Here is a 15,461-nt window from a genome sequence, read left to right as displayed (position 1 = left end):
AGCAGTGATCTGCGCACGGGTAATGCCTGTCGTGCTCGCTGCCTGCCTGCCGATCACCAGCCAGGCGCTGGAAGTCAACATCGATCCGCATGCCGACCTGCTGTATCGCCAGGCATTGCCCTTGCTCGAGCAGGCCGACACCCAGGAAGATGCGAGCCCGCTGCGCGCCACTGACGGCGATCCGGAGCTGAGCCGCCAAGGCCAGGCGATGGCCCGCACCTTGCCAACCGCGGTCGCCCTGCTGAAGAAGTCTGTCGCGCTTGGCCACCCGGTCGCGCAGTACCGGCTCGCGCTCTACTACATGACGTACCTGCCGGCTACCCAGATTCCCGAAGCTGCCTGTCCCTTGTTGCAAGCCAGCCTGCAGCAAGGCTTTGCCCCACCGGCGCCGGCCATTGCCACCTGGTGTGCGTCCTACCGCGCCAGCAAGGCGTACCGTGCATCGATGGAATCCATCCCCGCAATGGCTACGTTGTACGCACCCTATTATCCACAGCCGGCCGTGCGCCTGGCCTGTAGCCGCAGTCGCCCGCAGGGCCTGCAGATGCAATGGGGACGCCAGCGCGACTACCAGGCGGAAGTCTACCGCCTGCTGGGCGATCTCGACCCGCAGCATCGCCAGGCCTTGCTGCAGAAGGCCGTGGACATCAACGGCTGCACCGCGGCCGAGCAGCGGCTTCTGAGCAATCACTGACCGGCACGCGAGAGCCGCTCCTCCAAGCCAGCCCAGATCTGCTGGAGGCTCTCCCCCCAGGCAAGATGGCCATGCGCTGCTAAACTGTCAGGGCTGAAATGGAGGATTCCATCATGTCCGCAAAAGAGCTCACGACCCTTTTGACGTTGATCAATCAGCGTCAATCCCGTTTGACCAGCACCTGCAAGGAAATCGCCGACTGGATCGACCGGCAGGGCGATGTGCCCGCAGCTGGCAAGATCCGTGACAACCTGAAGGCGCTTGAAGCAGAAGAGGCGCAGGTACGGCAGCGATTGACGTCGTTGAATACCGACAGGCCGCTGCCGCGGTTTCGCTGAAGGGGATTACCGCATCAGCCACGCTGCCGCATTCAATGCTGGTGCATGTGCTCATGCCCGGCGCCTGCGGTCAGGGGGCGCACCGGTGCTTGGATTTCCAGCGTCTGACGCTGGCCCTTGCTGTTTTCGATGGTAAGAGTCAGGGGGACTTGCTGGCCTTCCTTGACCTGGTCGACCAGCCCCATGAGCATCACGTGCAGACCGCTCGGATCAAGACTCACCTGCTTGCCGGCAGGCAGCACCACGCTGGTCACTTCGCGCATGCCCATGACGTCGCCATTCATGGTCATTTCGTGGATCTGCACGGTCTTGGCTACCGGGGAAGCGACGCTGAGCAGCTTGCTGTCTTCGCTGGAGGTCAGGGTCATGAAGGCACCCGTGGCCTGCTGATGCGGCACGCTGGCGCGCACCCAGGCGGCGCTGACGGTGGTTTCGGCCAGCGCGGGCAACGCCAGGGCACACAGGGCCAGGGTTGCCAGGCCACGCTTGAACGGTTGGATCGACAGAGCCATCTAGCAGATCTCCATGAGAGCGAGCAGGTCTTCGGTGCATTCCTTGGCGTTCAGCGAATGGCCGAGGCTCAGGCGCAAGGTGCCGCGTGAATCGTACACGTAGCTGGTGGACGTGTGCGAGATGGTGTACGTATCGCCCACCGGAACCTTCTCGTAGAACACCTTGAATTCCTTGGCCACTGCGTCGATTTCTTCCGGGGTACCCGTCAGCGCAGTGAACGAGGGATCGAAGGCCTTGACGTAGGCGTCGAGCACTTCAGGCGTGTCACGCTCAGGATCAAGGGTGATGAACACCACCTGCAGGAACCCGGCATCGCGGCCCATTAGCTTCTTGATCTGCGCCGCACGCGCCAGCGTGGTCGGACAGACCATCGGGCACTGGGTGAAACCGAAGAAGAACATCGGCATCGAGCCGTAGTAACTGGACAGCGCGCGCACGTTGCCCTGGGTGTCCTTGAGCTTGAAGGAGCGACCGAGAATCTCGTTGCTCATGTTCTTGCCGTACTTGAACTCGAGTCCACGCGCAGGGCTGCAACCGGCCAACATGCCAAGCCCAAGGACTCCCATCCCGGCCACAACGGCGCGCCGGGTCAGTAAATCAGTCATGTAACCATCCTTTGGAGGGAAGGTGCCGACCCCTGGGCAGGGCCGGTCAAAAAGCGGGGGCATTCTGGCATGAGCCCCCCCTGCCTTCTACCCGACACATGGGTGAAGAGCCTGCAGCCCTTGAAATACGGGCTGCGGCGTGTTGTCGCAGGGGTTGAATCCGTAACAGTTTGTTGCTAAGGAGCAGAGTCAGCGCCGATCAGTAGTACGCGTTTTCTTTCTGCGTGTGGTCGGTCACGTCACGGACACCCTTGAGCTCAGGAATACGCTCGAGCAAGGTACGTTCGATGCCGTCCTTCAAGGTCACGTCGGCCTGGCCGCAACCCTGGCAGCCGCCGCCGAACTGCAGCACCGCAATGCCGTCCTCGACCACGTCGATCAGGCTGACCTGGCCGCCGTGACTGGCCAGGCCCGGGTTGATCTCGGTCTGCAGGTAGTAGTTGATGCGCTCGTTGATCGGGCTGTCGGCGTTGACCATCGGCACCTTGGCGTTCGGTGCCTTGATGGTCAACTGGCCGCCCATGCGGTCGGTGGCGTAGTCGACCAGCGCGTCCTCCAGGAACGGCACGCTGACCGAGTCGAGGTAGGCGGTGAAGCTCTTCAGGCCCACGGCCTGGTCTTCGGGCTTTTCTTCGCCGGGCTTGCAATAGGCGATGCAGGTTTCAGCGTACTGGGTGCCCGGCTGTGTGATGAAAACGCGAATGCCAATGCCCGGTGTGTTCTGCTTGGACAGCAGATCGGCCAGGTAATCATGGGCGGCGTCGGTAATGGTTATAGCGCTCATGGAAGTTCCTCTCAGACTTGCCGGCAGTTTACGCCAACCTGGCCCCTGAACAAAGTCCTAGTAATTGACTCGGGATAGCGTCAGCGCTGGCTCCGCCGTGCGTCGCGCCTCGCACCAGGCACTCATGCGCCGGTACAGTCCGCGCTCCAGCCACACGTAGCTCAGCCGTGAGGCCACGGCGATCACCGGCACGCATACGGCGAAAGTCGCATAAGGATTGAGCTTGAGCCGCTGGCTGGCGAACCAGCCGCCATACAGCACCAGGACGTGGATCAGGTACACCGAATACGAGCAATCACCCAGCGACTTGAGCATCTGGTTGCCCTTGAAGTACGGCTCCAGGGCGACGCATGCCAGTACGATCATTGCGCTCGGCAGGCCCCAGTGCAGCAGGCGCATCGAGGCGTCGAGGTGGTAGATGGCCAGGCCAGCCGCCACCAGTACCGCCAGCGGCAGCCACAGCCCTTCCAGGATCAGCCCGCGCCGGTAGGCGATACCGATGCCGATTCCCAGCAGGAACTCGTAGATGATGTTGTTGGCATAGAAATGACTGAGCACACCGACACGACTGAGCACCTCGCTGGCCACCAGCAGCACTGCGGTCACCAGCAGCAGCTGATAACGCTGTCGCACCAGGAACACCAGCGAGAACAGCAGGTAGAAGAACATCTCGAAGTTCAGCGTCCAGCCGACATTGAGCGTCGGATACATGCCATATCCACCCGGATTCTCGGCGGGGATGAACAGCAGCGACAATAGGAAGTGCTGCAACTCGATCGTCTGATGGGGCATCCAGCGACTCGCTACCAGCAGCAGGGCAGCCATCAGCAGCGTGTAGAACCAATAGGCGGGCACGATGCGTAGCACCCGGTTGAGCAGAAAGCGCTGGGGGGCCATGGGTTTGTCGCGGGTCGACAGGTAGATGACCAGCCCGCTGATGACGAAGAACACATCCACCCCGACCGCGCCGCGGTCGCTGAGAAACTGGCCGACGGGCCCTGTGGCGTGGAAGTCGAAGAAGATCTGCATGAAGTGGTGACAAACCACCACCCAGGCGGCGAGCGCCCGAAGAGCCTGAAGCGAATACAGCATGCCATTACCTGCGTTGAAGCCCATTCAAGCCCTGGTGGCAACCAGGGCCGCTCGCAGGGTCGGACCGCAGAATGCCGGTAAAGGTCAGATGACCTTACCGGCGGTCATCGCTTCAGAGGTTTTCGTAGCGGTTCATGTCCAGCACACCGGCTTCCAGCGGCTCTGTTTCCTGGATGTAACGGCTGAGGTCATGGAAGTAGGTCCAGAACTGCGGATTCGTGCGTCGCACACCCCAGCGCCGGACGATGCGCTCGAACCGGGCGGCGTCGTCGCGGGCCGCTTCCATGTCCTCGACGAACTCGGGCACCTCGTCCGCAGGGATATTGAACATGAAGTTCGGGTAGCTGCTGAGCACGCCGGGATACAGCGTCAAGGTGTCCAGACCCGGCTGATACCGATGGACCTCCCCCAGCATGAAGGCGACGTTGCTGTGGGCGCGGTTGCGCAGCAGGCTGTAGACCAGCCGCTCGCCGCCCTGCCCTTCGATGCGCAGCATGGTCGCCTCGGGCAGCTGGTTGATCACCTTGAGGCCCGCAGCGGGTCGCGAGACCAGGCGGCTCAGTGATTGCTCGACGTTACGCATCGCCTCGGAGATTCCGGGCCGCGAGCAATAGGCGCCGTTGCAACGGTTGATCGGGTCGGGCGAGGCATTGAGGCTGCCACTGCGCTGCAGCAGCTTGAGACCGAAATCGCGCTTCGGATCACGAGCGTCGAGCTGGAGGCCACTGGGGGTCTCGGTGTCGATCGACTCGTAGTCCATCCACATCTTCACCTTGCCGCTGTTCTGGTACCAATCGCTGAGAATCGCGCCGCGCTGGGCGGCAGGCATCAGGCGCAGGAAATTGACCTCGGCGCCGTTGCGGATCAGGTCGAAATACAGGCGGGTCTGCGCCTGGTGCGAGACGTTGCCATACACGTCGAAGTTGACCGCCAGCTGGTAGTAGGTGCGTTCGAGCAACGGATAGTCGAACAACCAGAGGGTCTGCGGCACATCACCGATCAGCCCCTTGGTCACCGAGGCACTGTCGAAGTGGCGGAAGATGCTCAGCAGTGCGTTGTCGCTGCCGGCCCAGAGCGTCGACCAGCCTGGCACTGGCAGCTCTGCATAGGTTTCGCGGCGCAGGTTCTCGTAGTCATTGCGCTTGTCGCGGTAGGCGTGCCACAGGCTCAGGACGCTGCCGACGTCGTCGATCTGTCCTGGCATCGCCAGCAACGGCGTGGCCTGGCCTCGATACGCGGCATCGGTCACATAGCGGTCATGCGCGGGCTCCTGGAACACCACCCAGAAGTTGTCGCGGATCACGTCGGTGGCGATCTGTCCGCGGCACACCGGGCCGCGGATGAAGGTACGCACGAAGTATTCGGCGTTATCGAGCATGAACTGGTAGCGCGCCACCGCCGGAATCGCCTCGAAGGTCTCGAAGGGATTGGAGCGCCGGCGCGGGCCGTAGCCTGGCAGCGCCGAGGCATGCCAGTCACCGCTGTAGAACAGCTGCTTGATGCGCTTGAGCTTCTGCGGGCCCATCGGATAGGTGATATGGGTCTTGTGCACGATTACACCCTGCACCGGCATCAGGCGGTAATAGAAGTCGGTGCCTGGCGGGTCGTTGGGACGGCGCGTGGCGATGATGTCGACCGGCTTGCCGCTCGGCGTGCGCGAGCGCACCCACTGGAAGAAGTGGCCTGGCTCGCCTCCAACGAAATGGACATGTGCCAGGAACAGGTGCTCGTACAGCCAGCGCGCGACCAGGGCCTCGGTGGAGCCTGGGCGATTGAACAGCGCTTCCCATTCGGCAATCTGCCGGGCCTCGCCCGCGCTGGGCTGGATCGGCGCCTGCTCGACCGGCGCGCCAGCCGCCAACCAGCGCTGCAGGGTCTGGTATTCGGCGTCGGTCAGGCCGGTCACGGCCAGCGGCATGCCTTCCTTGGGGTGAGCCCCGGCGTAGCCGTCGAACTCCTGCGGCAGCGGGCACATGTTGGCGCGATCGAGCCCCAGTGCGATGTCATCAGGCAGCTTGGCATTGGGCTCGAGCGGATTCTGGTGGCCCAGTTCAAGCATGCGCGCCATCAGCACGGCCTGGCTGCCCTGGTTGTCGAGCACCGAATAGAAGCTCTTGCCGCGCCATGCCTGCTCGCCCTGGGCGTCGTAGAACAGGCGAGTAGGGGCTTGCGCCGTACTGCGGTCGCCCTGGTACACCGGGATCTTCGAGGCGCCACGCTGCACGCCTTCGGCACTGCCCAGGTTGAGCTGGCAGGCCGCGTCATTGCAGGCATGGCAGGCGACACATTTCTCGGTGAAGATCGGCTGGATGTCCCGGGTGTAGGAAATCACCGGGCTTGATGGGGGAGCTTGCCCGAGCACCGCGCCGCTGATCAGCAGGGCGAAGAGGCCGGCAAGTAAACGATGCACCATGTACCGTGTGTCCTGGGTTCTTGAGCTATCACGTGGTCTACCGGCCGGTGGAATGCGTCAACATGAACAGGATTCATGTAAAAGCCCGACACGCCTAAAAAGCGCGCAGCTTTGCTATTATCCCGCACCTTCTGTTTTTGCCCGACCAGGTAGTCCTATGTCTGACCGCAGCGCTCGTTACCAAGCACTTCAGCACGCCCTCAAAGAGCGCATTCTGATCCTCGATGGCGGCATGGGTACTATGATCCAGAGTTACCGCCTGGAGGAAGCCGACTATCGTGGCACGCGCTTCGCCGATTGGCCAAGCGATGTCAAAGGCAACAACGACCTTTTGCTGCTCAGCCAGCCGGACATCATCGCGGCCATCGAGAAAGCCTACCTGGATGCCGGCGCCGACATTCTCGAGACCAACACCTTCAACGCTACGCAGATCTCCCAGGCCGACTACGGCATGGAAGGCCTGGCGTACGAGCTGAACGTCGAAGGCGCGCGCGTCGCCCGCCAGGTTGCCGACGCTAAGACCCTCGAGACCCCGGACCGCCCGCGCTTCGTCGCCGGCGTCCTCGGCCCGACCAGCCGCACCTGCTCGATCTCCCCGGACGTCAACGACCCGGGCTACCGCAACGTCACCTTCGACGAGCTGGTGGTGAACTACATCGAAGCCACCCGCGGGTTGATCGCGGGCGGCGCCGACCTGATCCTGATCGAGACCATCTTCGACACCCTCAATGCCAAGGCGGCGATCTTCGCCGTGCAGCAGGTGTTCGAGGACGACGGCGTCGAGCTGCCGATCATGATCTCCGGCACCATCACCGACGCCTCTGGCCGCACCTTGTCGGGCCAGACCACCGAGGCATTCTGGAACTCGGTGCGTCATGCCAATCCGATCTCGGTCGGCCTGAACTGCGCCCTGGGTGCCAAGGAACTGCGCCCTTACCTCGAAGAGTTGTCGACCAAGGCCGGCACCCATGTTTCAGCTCACCCCAACGCCGGCCTGCCGAACGCCTTCGGCGAGTACGACGAAACCCCGGCCGAAATGGCGGTGGTGGTCGAGGAGTTCGCGGCCAGCGGCTTCCTCAACATCATTGGCGGTTGCTGCGGCACTACTCCAGGACATATCCAGGCCATCGCCGACGCTGTGGCCAAGTACGCCCCCCGGCCGATCCCGGATATCCCGAAGGCCTGCCGCCTGTCGGGCCTTGAGCCGTTCACCATCGACCGCGACTCGTTGTTCGTCAACGTCGGCGAGCGCACCAATATCACCGGTTCGGCCAAGTTTGCCCGGCTGATCCGTGAGGAAAACTACACCGAAGCCCTGGAAGTGGCGCTGCAGCAAGTCGAAGCTGGCGCGCAGGTGATCGATATCAACATGGACGAAGGGATGCTCGATTCCCAGGCGGCCATGGTGCGCTTCCTCAACCTGATCGCGGGCGAGCCCGACATTTCCCGGGTGCCGATCATGATCGACTCCTCCAAGTGGGAAGTGATCGAAGCGGGCCTCAAGTGCATCCAGGGCAAGGGCATCGTCAACTCGATCTCGATGAAGGAAGGCGTCGAGGCGTTCAAGCACCACGCCCGCCTCTGCAAGCGCTACGGTGCCGCCGTGGTGGTGATGGCCTTCGACGAGGTCGGCCAGGCCGACACCGCCGAACGCAAGCGCGAGATCTGCAAGCGCAGCTACGACATTCTGGTCAATGAAGTGGGCTTCCCGCCAGAAGACATCATCTTCGACCCGAACATCTTCGCCGTTGCCACCGGTATCGAAGAGCACAACAACTATGCCGTCGACTTCATCGAAGCCTGCGCCTATATCCGCGACCACCTGCCCTACGCCCTGACCTCCGGCGGCGTGTCCAACGTGTCGTTCTCGTTCCGCGGCAACAATCCGGTGCGCGAGGCGATTCACTCGGTGTTCCTGTTCCATGCCATCCGCAATGGCCTGACCATGGGTATCGTCAACGCCGGACAGCTGGAGATCTACGACGAGATCCCGCCCGCGCTGCGCGAGAAGGTCGAAGACGTGGTGCTCAACCGCACCCCGGAAGGCACCGACGGCCTGCTGGCGATCGCCGATGACTACAAGGGTGGCGGCGCCACCAAGGAAGTCGAGAACGAAGCCTGGCGTTCGCTGCCGGTGCAGAAGCGCCTGGAGCACGCGCTGGTCAAGGGCATCACCGCACACATCGTCGAAGACACCGAGGAGTGCCGCCAGCAGTGCGCGCGCCCTATCGAAGTGATCGAAGGCCCGCTGATGAGCGGCATGAACATCGTCGGCGACCTGTTTGGCGCGGGCAAGATGTTCCTGCCCCAGGTGGTCAAGTCGGCACGCGTGATGAAGCAGGCCGTGGCCCACCTGATCCCGTTCATCGAGGCCGAAAAAGGCGACAAGCCTGAAGCCAAGGGCAAGATCCTCATGGCCACGGTCAAGGGTGACGTGCACGACATCGGCAAGAACATCGTGGGCGTCGTGCTGGGCTGCAACGGCTACGACATCGTCGACCTGGGTGTGATGGTGCCGGCCGAGAAGATCCTGCAGACCGCGCGCGAGCAGAAGTGCGACATCATCGGCCTGTCCGGCCTGATTACCCCCTCGCTCGACGAGATGGTGCACGTGGCTCGCGAGATGCAGCGCCAGGACTTCCACCTGCCATTGATGATCGGCGGCGCGACCACCTCCAAGGCCCACACGGCCGTGAAGATCGAGCCCAAGTACAGCAACGATGCGGTGGTCTACGTCACCGACGCCTCGCGCGCCGTGGGCGTGGCGACCCAGCTGCTGTCCAGGGAGCTGAAGCCAGGCTTCGTCGAAAAGACCCGCCTGGACTACATCGAGGTGCGCGAGCGCACTGCCAACCGCAGCGCCCGCACCGAGCGCCTGAACTACGCCCAGTCGGTCGCTGCCAAGCCCAGGTATGACTGGGCCGGCTATACCCCGGCGGTGCCCAGCTTCACGGGCGTGAAGGTGCTGCAGGACATCGACCTGCGCACCTTGGCCGAGTACATCGACTGGACGCCGTTCTTCATTTCCTGGGACCTGGCCGGCAAGTTCCCACGCATCCTCACCGATGAAGTGGTGGGTGAAGCTGCTACCGCGCTGTACCAGGATGCCCGCGAGATGCTCGACAAGCTGATCGACGAGAAGCTGATCAGCGCGCGCGCGGTGTTCGGCTTCTGGCCGGCGAACCAGGTCAAGGACGACGACATCGAAGTCTACGGCGACGACGGCCAGGCGCTGGCGACCCTGCACCACCTGCGCCAGCAGACGATCAAGCCCGACGGCAAGCCGAACTTCTCGCTGGCCGACTTCGTCGCGCCCAAGGACAGCGGCCTCACCGACTATGTGGGCGGCTTCATCACTACCGCCGGCATCGGTGCCGAGGAAGTGGCCAAGGCGTACCAGGACAAGGGCGACGACTACAACTCGATCATGGTCAAAGCCCTTGCCGACCGCCTTGCCGAAGCCTGCGCCGAATGGCTGCACGAGCAGGTGCGCAAGGACTATTGGGGTTATGCCAAGGACGAGCACTTGAGCAACGAAGCGTTGATCAAGGAGCAGTACAGCGGCATCCGCCCTGCCCCGGGTTACCCGGCGTGCCCGGACCACACCGAGAAGGAAACCCTGTTCCGCCTGCTCGATGGCACCGCCATCGGCGAAACCGGCCAGAGCGGCGTGTTCCTGACCGAGCACTTCGCCATGTTCCCCGCAGCGGCGGTCAGCGGCTGGTACTTCGCCCATCCGCAGGCGCAGTATTTCGCCGTGGGCAAGGTCGACAAGGATCAGGTCCAGAGCTACACCGAGCGCAAGGGCCAGGACCTCAGTGTCACCGAGCGCTGGCTGGCGCCGAACCTGGGGTATGACAGCTAAGGCTACAGGCGACATCGCCGGGTCTACAATGTCTCCTGATCGCCCTGCCTCAGGAGACACCCATGTCAGACCAGGACCCAGGCAAACCCCCAACCTTCTGGCAGATGCTGCACAGCGTCCTTGCCGCCGCCTTCGGCGTGCAGAGCGGCAAGAACCGCGCACGTGATTTCACCCATGGCAAGGCGAGCCATTTCATCGCGCTGGGCGCGGGCTTCACGTTGGTGTTCATCCTGCTGCTGATCGGCCTGGTGCAACTGGCCATGCACCTTACTGGTGGCTGACCCAGTACACCGCCGTCACGACCACCAGCACGATCAAGGCCAGGATCGCCCAGGCGTCCACGGTACTATCGGACTTGCGGACCTTGGTTGAATTTCCCATTGCATCGCCTCTTGTTGTGTTATCGGAATGCACTTCACCCCCAGCAGTTAAGCCCACGAATGACCACTCCTCAAGCAGGGGAATTACACGCCGGCACCAGTTAGTCCATATGGTTCTTTTCATATGCAAAAACATCACTTTAGCGCATAAACGCACCCTGCTATCCTTCCACGGCTCCGCTACGGAGTGCGCGGCCGTGCGCGCGATTAGCTGCATGCAGCCTGAGACAGGACCCTTATGTACGTATACGACGAGTACGATCAGCGGATCATCGAGGACCGCGTAAAGCAGTTCCGTGATCAGACCCGCCGCTATCTGGCCGGTGAACTGAGCGAAGAAGAATTCCGCCCTCTGCGCCTGCAGAACGGCCTATACATCCAGCGTTTTGCCCCGATGCTGCGCGTCGCTGTGCCTTACGGCCAGCTGAACTCGCGCCAAGTCCGACTGCTGGCGAAGATCGCCCGCGACTACGACAAAGGCTACGCACACATCAGCACCCGGCAGAACGTGCAGTACAACTGGCCTGCCCTGGAAGACATTCCCGAGATCCTGGCGGAGCTGGCGACCGTGCAGATGCACGCGATCCAGACCAGTGGCAACTGCCTGCGCAACACCACCACCGACCAGTTCGCGGGCGTTGCCGCAGACGAAGTGATCGACCCGCGCCCCTGGTGCGAGATCATCCGACAGTGGACCACCTTCCACCCGGAATTCGCCTACCTGCCGCGCAAGTTCAAGATCGCCGTGAATGGCTCCCGGGACGACCGCGCCGCCATCGAAGTGCACGATATCGGCCTTGAGCCAGTGCACAACGAGGCCGGCGAGCTGGGCTTCCGCGTGCTGGTCGGCGGCGGCCTGGGCCGTACGCCAGTGGTCGGCTCGTTCATCAACGAGTTCCTGCCGTGGCAGGACCTGATCAGCTACCTGGACGCCATCCTGCGCGTGTACAACCGTTACGGCCGCCGTGACAACAAGTACAAGGCGCGGATCAAGATCCTGGTCAAGGCGCTCACGCCTGAAGTGTTCGCCGAGAAGGTCGAGGCCGAGATGGCCTACCTGCGCGGCGGCAGCAGCACCCTGACCGAGGCTGAAGTACAGCGCGTCTCGCGCCACTTCATCGACCCCGAGTACCTGGCGCTGGAAAACGTCGACTACGCGGAGCACGACCTGCAAAACCCAGGTTTCGCCCGCTGGCGATCGCGCAACACCCGCGCGCACAAGCGCCCTGGCTACGTTGCCGTGACGCTGTCGCTCAAGCCGACCGGCGTTGCCCCAGGCGACCTGACCGACAAGCAGCTCGACGCCGTCGCCGAGCTTGCCGACCGCTACAGCTTCGGCTTCCTGCGGACCTCCCACGAGCAGAACATCATTCTGGCCGATGTCGAGCAGCGCCAGCTGCAGGCACTCTGGCTGGAGCTGCGCGACCTGGGCTTCGCCACGCCGAACATCGGCCTGCTGACCGACATCATCTGCTGCCCTGGCGGCGACTACTGCTCGCTGGCCAACGCCAAGTCGATCCCGATCGCCGAAGCCATCCAGCGCCGTTTCGACGACCTAGACTACCTGTTCGACATCGGTGAACTTGACCTGAACATTTCCGGCTGCATGAACGCCTGCGGCCACCACCACGTTGGTCACATCGGTATTCTCGGCGTGGACAAGAAAGGTGAGGAGTTCTACCAGGTCTCGCTCGGTGGCAATGCCGCACGCAATGCAAGCCTCGGCAAGATCCTCGGCCCATCGTTCGCACAGGACCAGATGGCGGATGTGATCGACAAGCTGATTTCGGTGTATGTCGAAAAGCGCACCGAGGAAGAGCGCTTCATCGACACCTACCAGCGTATCGGCATCGACCCCTTCAAGGAACGCGTCTATGCAGCGAATAATTAAGAACAACCAGCTGGTCGACGAAACCTGGCACCTGCTGCCCAAGGACGTCACCCTGGACGAGTTGACCAACTGCGACGACTATATCGTCCCCCTGCAGTTGTGGCGTGACCATGCCCATGCGCTCAAGGCCCGCGATGGCGGCCTTGGCGTATGGCTGGATAGCGACGAGGAAGCCGAGGAAATCGGTGAAGACGTTGCCAGCTTCCAGGTCATCGCCCTGAACTTCCCTGCCTTCACCGACGGGCGCAACTACTCCAATGCGCGCCTGCTGCGTGACCGCTACAAGTTCACCGGCGAGCTGCGTGCTATCGGTGACGTTCTGCGGGACCAGCTGTTCTACCTGGCCCGCTGCGGTTTCGATGCGTTCGCCATCCGCGCCGACAAGAGCCCGGAAGAGGCACTGGAAGGCCTGAAGGACTTTTCAGTAACCTACCAGGGCGCCGCCGACGAGCCGCTGCCGCTGTTCCGTCGCCGCTGATCCCTGCCTATACCACCGGCCCGCCTTCATGGCGGGCCGGTGCGTTTCCAGCCTACGCTTCCTGCCAGCATCCCGGTAGTCATGCAGAACCTATCGCACTCGATGCGGCTAACCGGTGGAGCCGACATGGCCGGCCTGCCACGCATCCACGTCACGTGCCGGGCCGGCGCCTGCGGTCATGCGCCCGGCGAATGGCTCAGGCCAGGCCCGGCGCTGCCGACGATGCGCAACGAAAGGCCTTCGTAGGCATCGAGGTTGATGGTCAGCTGGCCAGCCTCGCTGAGCTCTCCTTCGAGCCGTTCGTTGATCATGTCGACCACGACGCCGGGGCCAATGTCCGGCAGGTACAGGTCTTCTGTGAGCGGGTGGGGCCCGAAGTTGAGCGCAGTGATCTGGGTGCCCTTGCCTGCTGGCAGTTCATGCACCATCAGCAACAACGACGGATTGCTGACCTCGGGGATCAGGATCTGCCGGCTGCTGGCCAACGCGTATGCCTGGCGCACGGCGAGCATCTTGCGAAGGTTGCTGGCGAAACTGTCGGGATCGTTCAGCTGCTCGTTGAGGCTGCCATACAGCATGCGTGCCTTGGGCAAACCTTCCGCGGACACCTCGGCGTCGGCCGCCAGGTCGGCCAGGTCATAGGCACCCCGGTGGATCCAGCGCGTATCGCCCTCGGTCATCAGGTGCTCGACCTGCTCGGGCATCAGCGGCAACGCGCCGACCACATCCCATCCGGACAACGCAAAGATCCCCGGCTGGAAGGCGTTGTACATGGCCAGCAGCAGGTGGACCTTCTGTATCAGCGTTTTCTGCTCTTCGCTGATGCGGGTGAGGTCGCGAATGCCCAGGGCCGCAGTGATGATGCTGACCGTGGTGCAAGACACGCCGTTGGTGACGAACTTGAGGTTATAGGGCGCATGCTCCCCGGCCAACGCCTCGTACATTTCACTGCGGATATGCTCGCGCAGGATGGCACCCGGGAAGGTCTGGCCCTTGTAGAGGTAGCTCTCGTTGGCATGCAAAGTCCAGAAATGCACCAGCTCCAGGGTCAGTTCGTCGTGGTTCTGCAAGGCGTGGATCAGCGAAGCCGGGTCGATCTTGAACACATGCATCTGGTGCAGCATCAGCCGCAGGAATTCGGTGTCACCGGTCACCAGGGCATGCTGGTAGGCAGGACGGGTCACGAAGTCGTAGGACAGGTCCGCTCCGCCATGGGACATGTTGGCGATGTCGTCCAGGGTCAGGTTGAGCTCCTGGAAGCTAAAGCCGCCAGCCTTGCGGATCATGCCGCCGACCAGTTGATTGCCGGTGACCGAAAGCGGGTGGCTTTCCGACCAGGCCGGTCCTTCGGGCCGGCACTCGACACCGAGAAAACCGTTGGCGTCCAGGCGCAAGCCCCGTGCCCCGAGCACGTCGATGGCATGCAGGGCATCACCGATGATCAGTTGCTGGGCGGCGAAGCTGGGGTCAAGCCAGTTCAGCGACGGCTGCCCTTCCTTGAAATAGTGCAAGTACACCCAGCGGCGGTACTTGCCATCGACGCCCAGCACCGGGGGCGTGGCGCTCCAGTCCGTCTCCTTGACCCCGGGCTCGAAGAAGATCACCCGCTGCAACTGCCCGACAATGTAATGCCGGGCCCTGAGCTCATCGCACATCTGGGGGGTGAGGTTGGCGGCATCGCGCCCTGGCGGGATATCGGGCAGCAGACCCCAGTCGGCCTCCAGAATCTCGACCATGTGGTAGAGGCCTGGGTAATCCGCGAAGGCCATTTCCGCGAGGCGGAAATCCGCTCCCTTGCCGGTATGCGATGGAATCAGGTCGTCGATGGTCACGGCGTTGTGCGCCGAGGCTACCTTGCTCAGGTAGACCAGCTCGGCCTCGCTGCCGTAGCGCGGGTCGATGTCCAGGCTGATACGGTCGAAATTGCCATCGACGCTGGGCGTGAAGCTGCGCTGCGTGATGCCGCCGGAGCGCTTGAGCGGCCCGGTGTGCACGCCCTGGATGCCCAGTTGCGAAAGCGAATGCCACAGGCGCTCGTGGGCCAGGGCCTGCAAGACCGAGCCGCCCTCCTCGGTAATGATCGAGTCCGGGTAGACTGTCAGCCACACCGAAGCGATGGCGCTGGCGTCCCGGGCGCGGGTTTCAGCGTAGGGGTGCTGCCACATGCGGGACTGACCTGAGTAGAGGTGCATCCGGTCGCGGGCGGCCTGCAGCATGGACTGGCCTTTCAGCCACTGAACGTAGTCGTCGTCGCGTTTGCTCATTTCTGGCTCCATCGCGCATTCCTGTCATCGATTCGCTTTGAAGATGTGAGTAAAGCAAGGCGCAATGGTTCGGACGGTTTAAGTTGCGCCCCATTTCGGTGCGAAAGCTCTAGAATGAGCGACTTCCGTTCCTTCGAGCATGCC

General features: G+C 62.8%; 12 protein-coding genes. 6 read left to right on the top strand and 6 right to left on the bottom strand.

Annotated features, from left to right (window positions below):
- Window positions 1–22: 22 nt before the first annotated feature.
- Window positions 23–694, top strand: coding sequence for a sel1 repeat family protein (locus AC0ZZU_RS10250; protein WP_476340445.1), 672 nt, complete (start codon window positions 23–25; stop codon window positions 692–694).
- A gap of 113 nt (window positions 695–807) precedes the next feature.
- Window positions 808–1,032, top strand: a complete 225-nt coding sequence (locus AC0ZZU_RS10245; RefSeq protein ID WP_158460815.1) for a hypothetical protein — start codon at window positions 808–810, stop codon at window positions 1,030–1,032.
- A gap of 32 nt (window positions 1,033–1,064) precedes the next feature.
- On the opposite strand, the gene AC0ZZU_RS10240 is transcribed toward AC0ZZU_RS10245, so the two are convergent.
- The 5 genes from AC0ZZU_RS10240 to AC0ZZU_RS10220 form a co-directional block, all read right to left on the bottom strand.
- A complete protein-coding gene (locus AC0ZZU_RS10240; RefSeq protein WP_476340732.1) occupies window positions 1,065–1,538 on the bottom strand; it encodes a copper chaperone PCu(A)C in 474 nt (157 codons plus the stop codon).
- A gap of 6 nt (window positions 1,539–1,544) precedes the next feature.
- Window positions 1,545–2,150, bottom strand: a complete 606-nt coding sequence (locus AC0ZZU_RS10235) for an SCO family protein (protein WP_476340444.1) — start codon at window positions 2,148–2,150, stop codon at window positions 1,545–1,547.
- A gap of 199 nt (window positions 2,151–2,349) precedes the next feature.
- Window positions 2,350–2,934 carry a Fe-S biogenesis protein NfuA gene (nfuA, locus tag AC0ZZU_RS10230; RefSeq protein WP_158460756.1) on the bottom strand — a complete coding sequence of 195 codons (585 nt, stop codon included), beginning with the start codon at window positions 2,932–2,934 and terminating at the stop codon, window positions 2,350–2,352.
- 57 nt (window positions 2,935–2,991) lie between these two features.
- On the bottom strand, window positions 2,992–4,026 hold the full coding sequence (locus tag AC0ZZU_RS10225; protein ID WP_476340442.1) for an acyltransferase family protein: 1,035 nt from the start codon (window positions 4,024–4,026) through the stop codon (window positions 2,992–2,994).
- A 112-nt stretch (window positions 4,027–4,138) separates the two neighbouring features.
- Window positions 4,139–6,439 (bottom strand): fatty acid cis/trans isomerase, encoded by a 2,301-nt coding sequence (locus AC0ZZU_RS10220; protein ID WP_476340441.1) that lies wholly within the window; start codon window positions 6,437–6,439, stop codon window positions 4,139–4,141.
- Between the two features lie 157 nt (window positions 6,440–6,596).
- Between AC0ZZU_RS10220 and metH the strand changes: the two genes are divergently transcribed.
- The 4 genes from metH to AC0ZZU_RS10200 all read left to right on the top strand — a co-directional run bounded on the left by metH (window position 6,597) and on the right by AC0ZZU_RS10200 (window position 13,053).
- On the top strand, window positions 6,597–10,304 hold the full coding sequence (metH, locus tag AC0ZZU_RS10215; RefSeq protein WP_476340439.1) for a methionine synthase: 3,708 nt from the start codon (window positions 6,597–6,599) through the stop codon (window positions 10,302–10,304).
- 62 nt (window positions 10,305–10,366) lie between these two features.
- The gene (locus AC0ZZU_RS10210) at window positions 10,367–10,585 is read left to right on the top strand and encodes a DUF2970 domain-containing protein (RefSeq protein WP_476340438.1); all 219 of its coding nucleotides are present in this window, start codon (window positions 10,367–10,369) and stop codon (window positions 10,583–10,585) included.
- Window positions 10,586–10,922: 337 nt separating this feature from the next.
- Window positions 10,923–12,575 carry a nitrite/sulfite reductase gene (locus AC0ZZU_RS10205; protein ID WP_476340437.1) on the top strand — a complete coding sequence of 551 codons (1,653 nt, stop codon included), beginning with the start codon at window positions 10,923–10,925 and terminating at the stop codon, window positions 12,573–12,575.
- The gene (locus AC0ZZU_RS10200) at window positions 12,559–13,053 is read left to right on the top strand and encodes a DUF934 domain-containing protein (protein WP_476340435.1); all 495 of its coding nucleotides are present in this window, start codon (window positions 12,559–12,561) and stop codon (window positions 13,051–13,053) included. The genes AC0ZZU_RS10205 and AC0ZZU_RS10200 overlap by 17 nt, the downstream gene beginning before the upstream one ends.
- Window positions 13,054–13,229: 176 nt before the next feature.
- On the opposite strand, the gene treS is transcribed toward AC0ZZU_RS10200, so the two are convergent.
- On the bottom strand, window positions 13,230–15,317 hold the full coding sequence (treS, locus tag AC0ZZU_RS10195; protein WP_476340433.1) for a maltose alpha-D-glucosyltransferase: 2,088 nt from the start codon (window positions 15,315–15,317) through the stop codon (window positions 13,230–13,232).
- Between the last annotated feature and the right edge of the window lie 144 nt (window positions 15,318–15,461).

This window comes from Pseudomonas sp. JE3303 (genome assembly GCF_056312565.1).
The sequence above is the reverse complement of the archived record's forward strand: the minus strand, read 5'-3'. Positions and strand labels throughout refer to the sequence as shown.

What these genes read in the sequence shown, in the direction of transcription:
- AC0ZZU_RS10235 (WP_476340444.1), bottom strand. Translation starts at nt 2,150, where the DNA reads ATGACTGATTTACTGACCCGGCGCGCCGTTGTGGCCGGGATGGGAGTC.
- AC0ZZU_RS10245 (WP_158460815.1), top strand. Translation starts at nt 808, where the DNA reads ATGTCCGCAAAAGAGCTCACGACCCTTTTGACGTTGATCAATCAGCGT.
- AC0ZZU_RS10250 (WP_476340445.1), top strand. Translation starts at nt 23, where the DNA reads ATGCCTGTCGTGCTCGCTGCCTGCCTGCCGATCACCAGCCAGGCGCTG.
- AC0ZZU_RS10200 (WP_476340435.1), top strand. Translation starts at nt 12,559, where the DNA reads ATGCAGCGAATAATTAAGAACAACCAGCTGGTCGACGAAACCTGGCAC.
- treS (WP_476340433.1), bottom strand. Translation starts at nt 15,317, where the DNA reads ATGAGCAAACGCGACGACGACTACGTTCAGTGGCTGAAAGGCCAGTCC.
- AC0ZZU_RS10205 (WP_476340437.1), top strand. Translation starts at nt 10,923, where the DNA reads ATGTACGTATACGACGAGTACGATCAGCGGATCATCGAGGACCGCGTA.
- metH (WP_476340439.1), top strand. Translation starts at nt 6,597, where the DNA reads ATGTCTGACCGCAGCGCTCGTTACCAAGCACTTCAGCACGCCCTCAAA.
- AC0ZZU_RS10210 (WP_476340438.1), top strand. Translation starts at nt 10,367, where the DNA reads ATGTCAGACCAGGACCCAGGCAAACCCCCAACCTTCTGGCAGATGCTG.
- AC0ZZU_RS10225 (WP_476340442.1), bottom strand. Translation starts at nt 4,026, where the DNA reads ATGCTGTATTCGCTTCAGGCTCTTCGGGCGCTCGCCGCCTGGGTGGTG.
- AC0ZZU_RS10220 (WP_476340441.1), bottom strand. Translation starts at nt 6,439, where the DNA reads ATGGTGCATCGTTTACTTGCCGGCCTCTTCGCCCTGCTGATCAGCGGC.
- nfuA (WP_158460756.1), bottom strand. Translation starts at nt 2,934, where the DNA reads ATGAGCGCTATAACCATTACCGACGCCGCCCATGATTACCTGGCCGAT.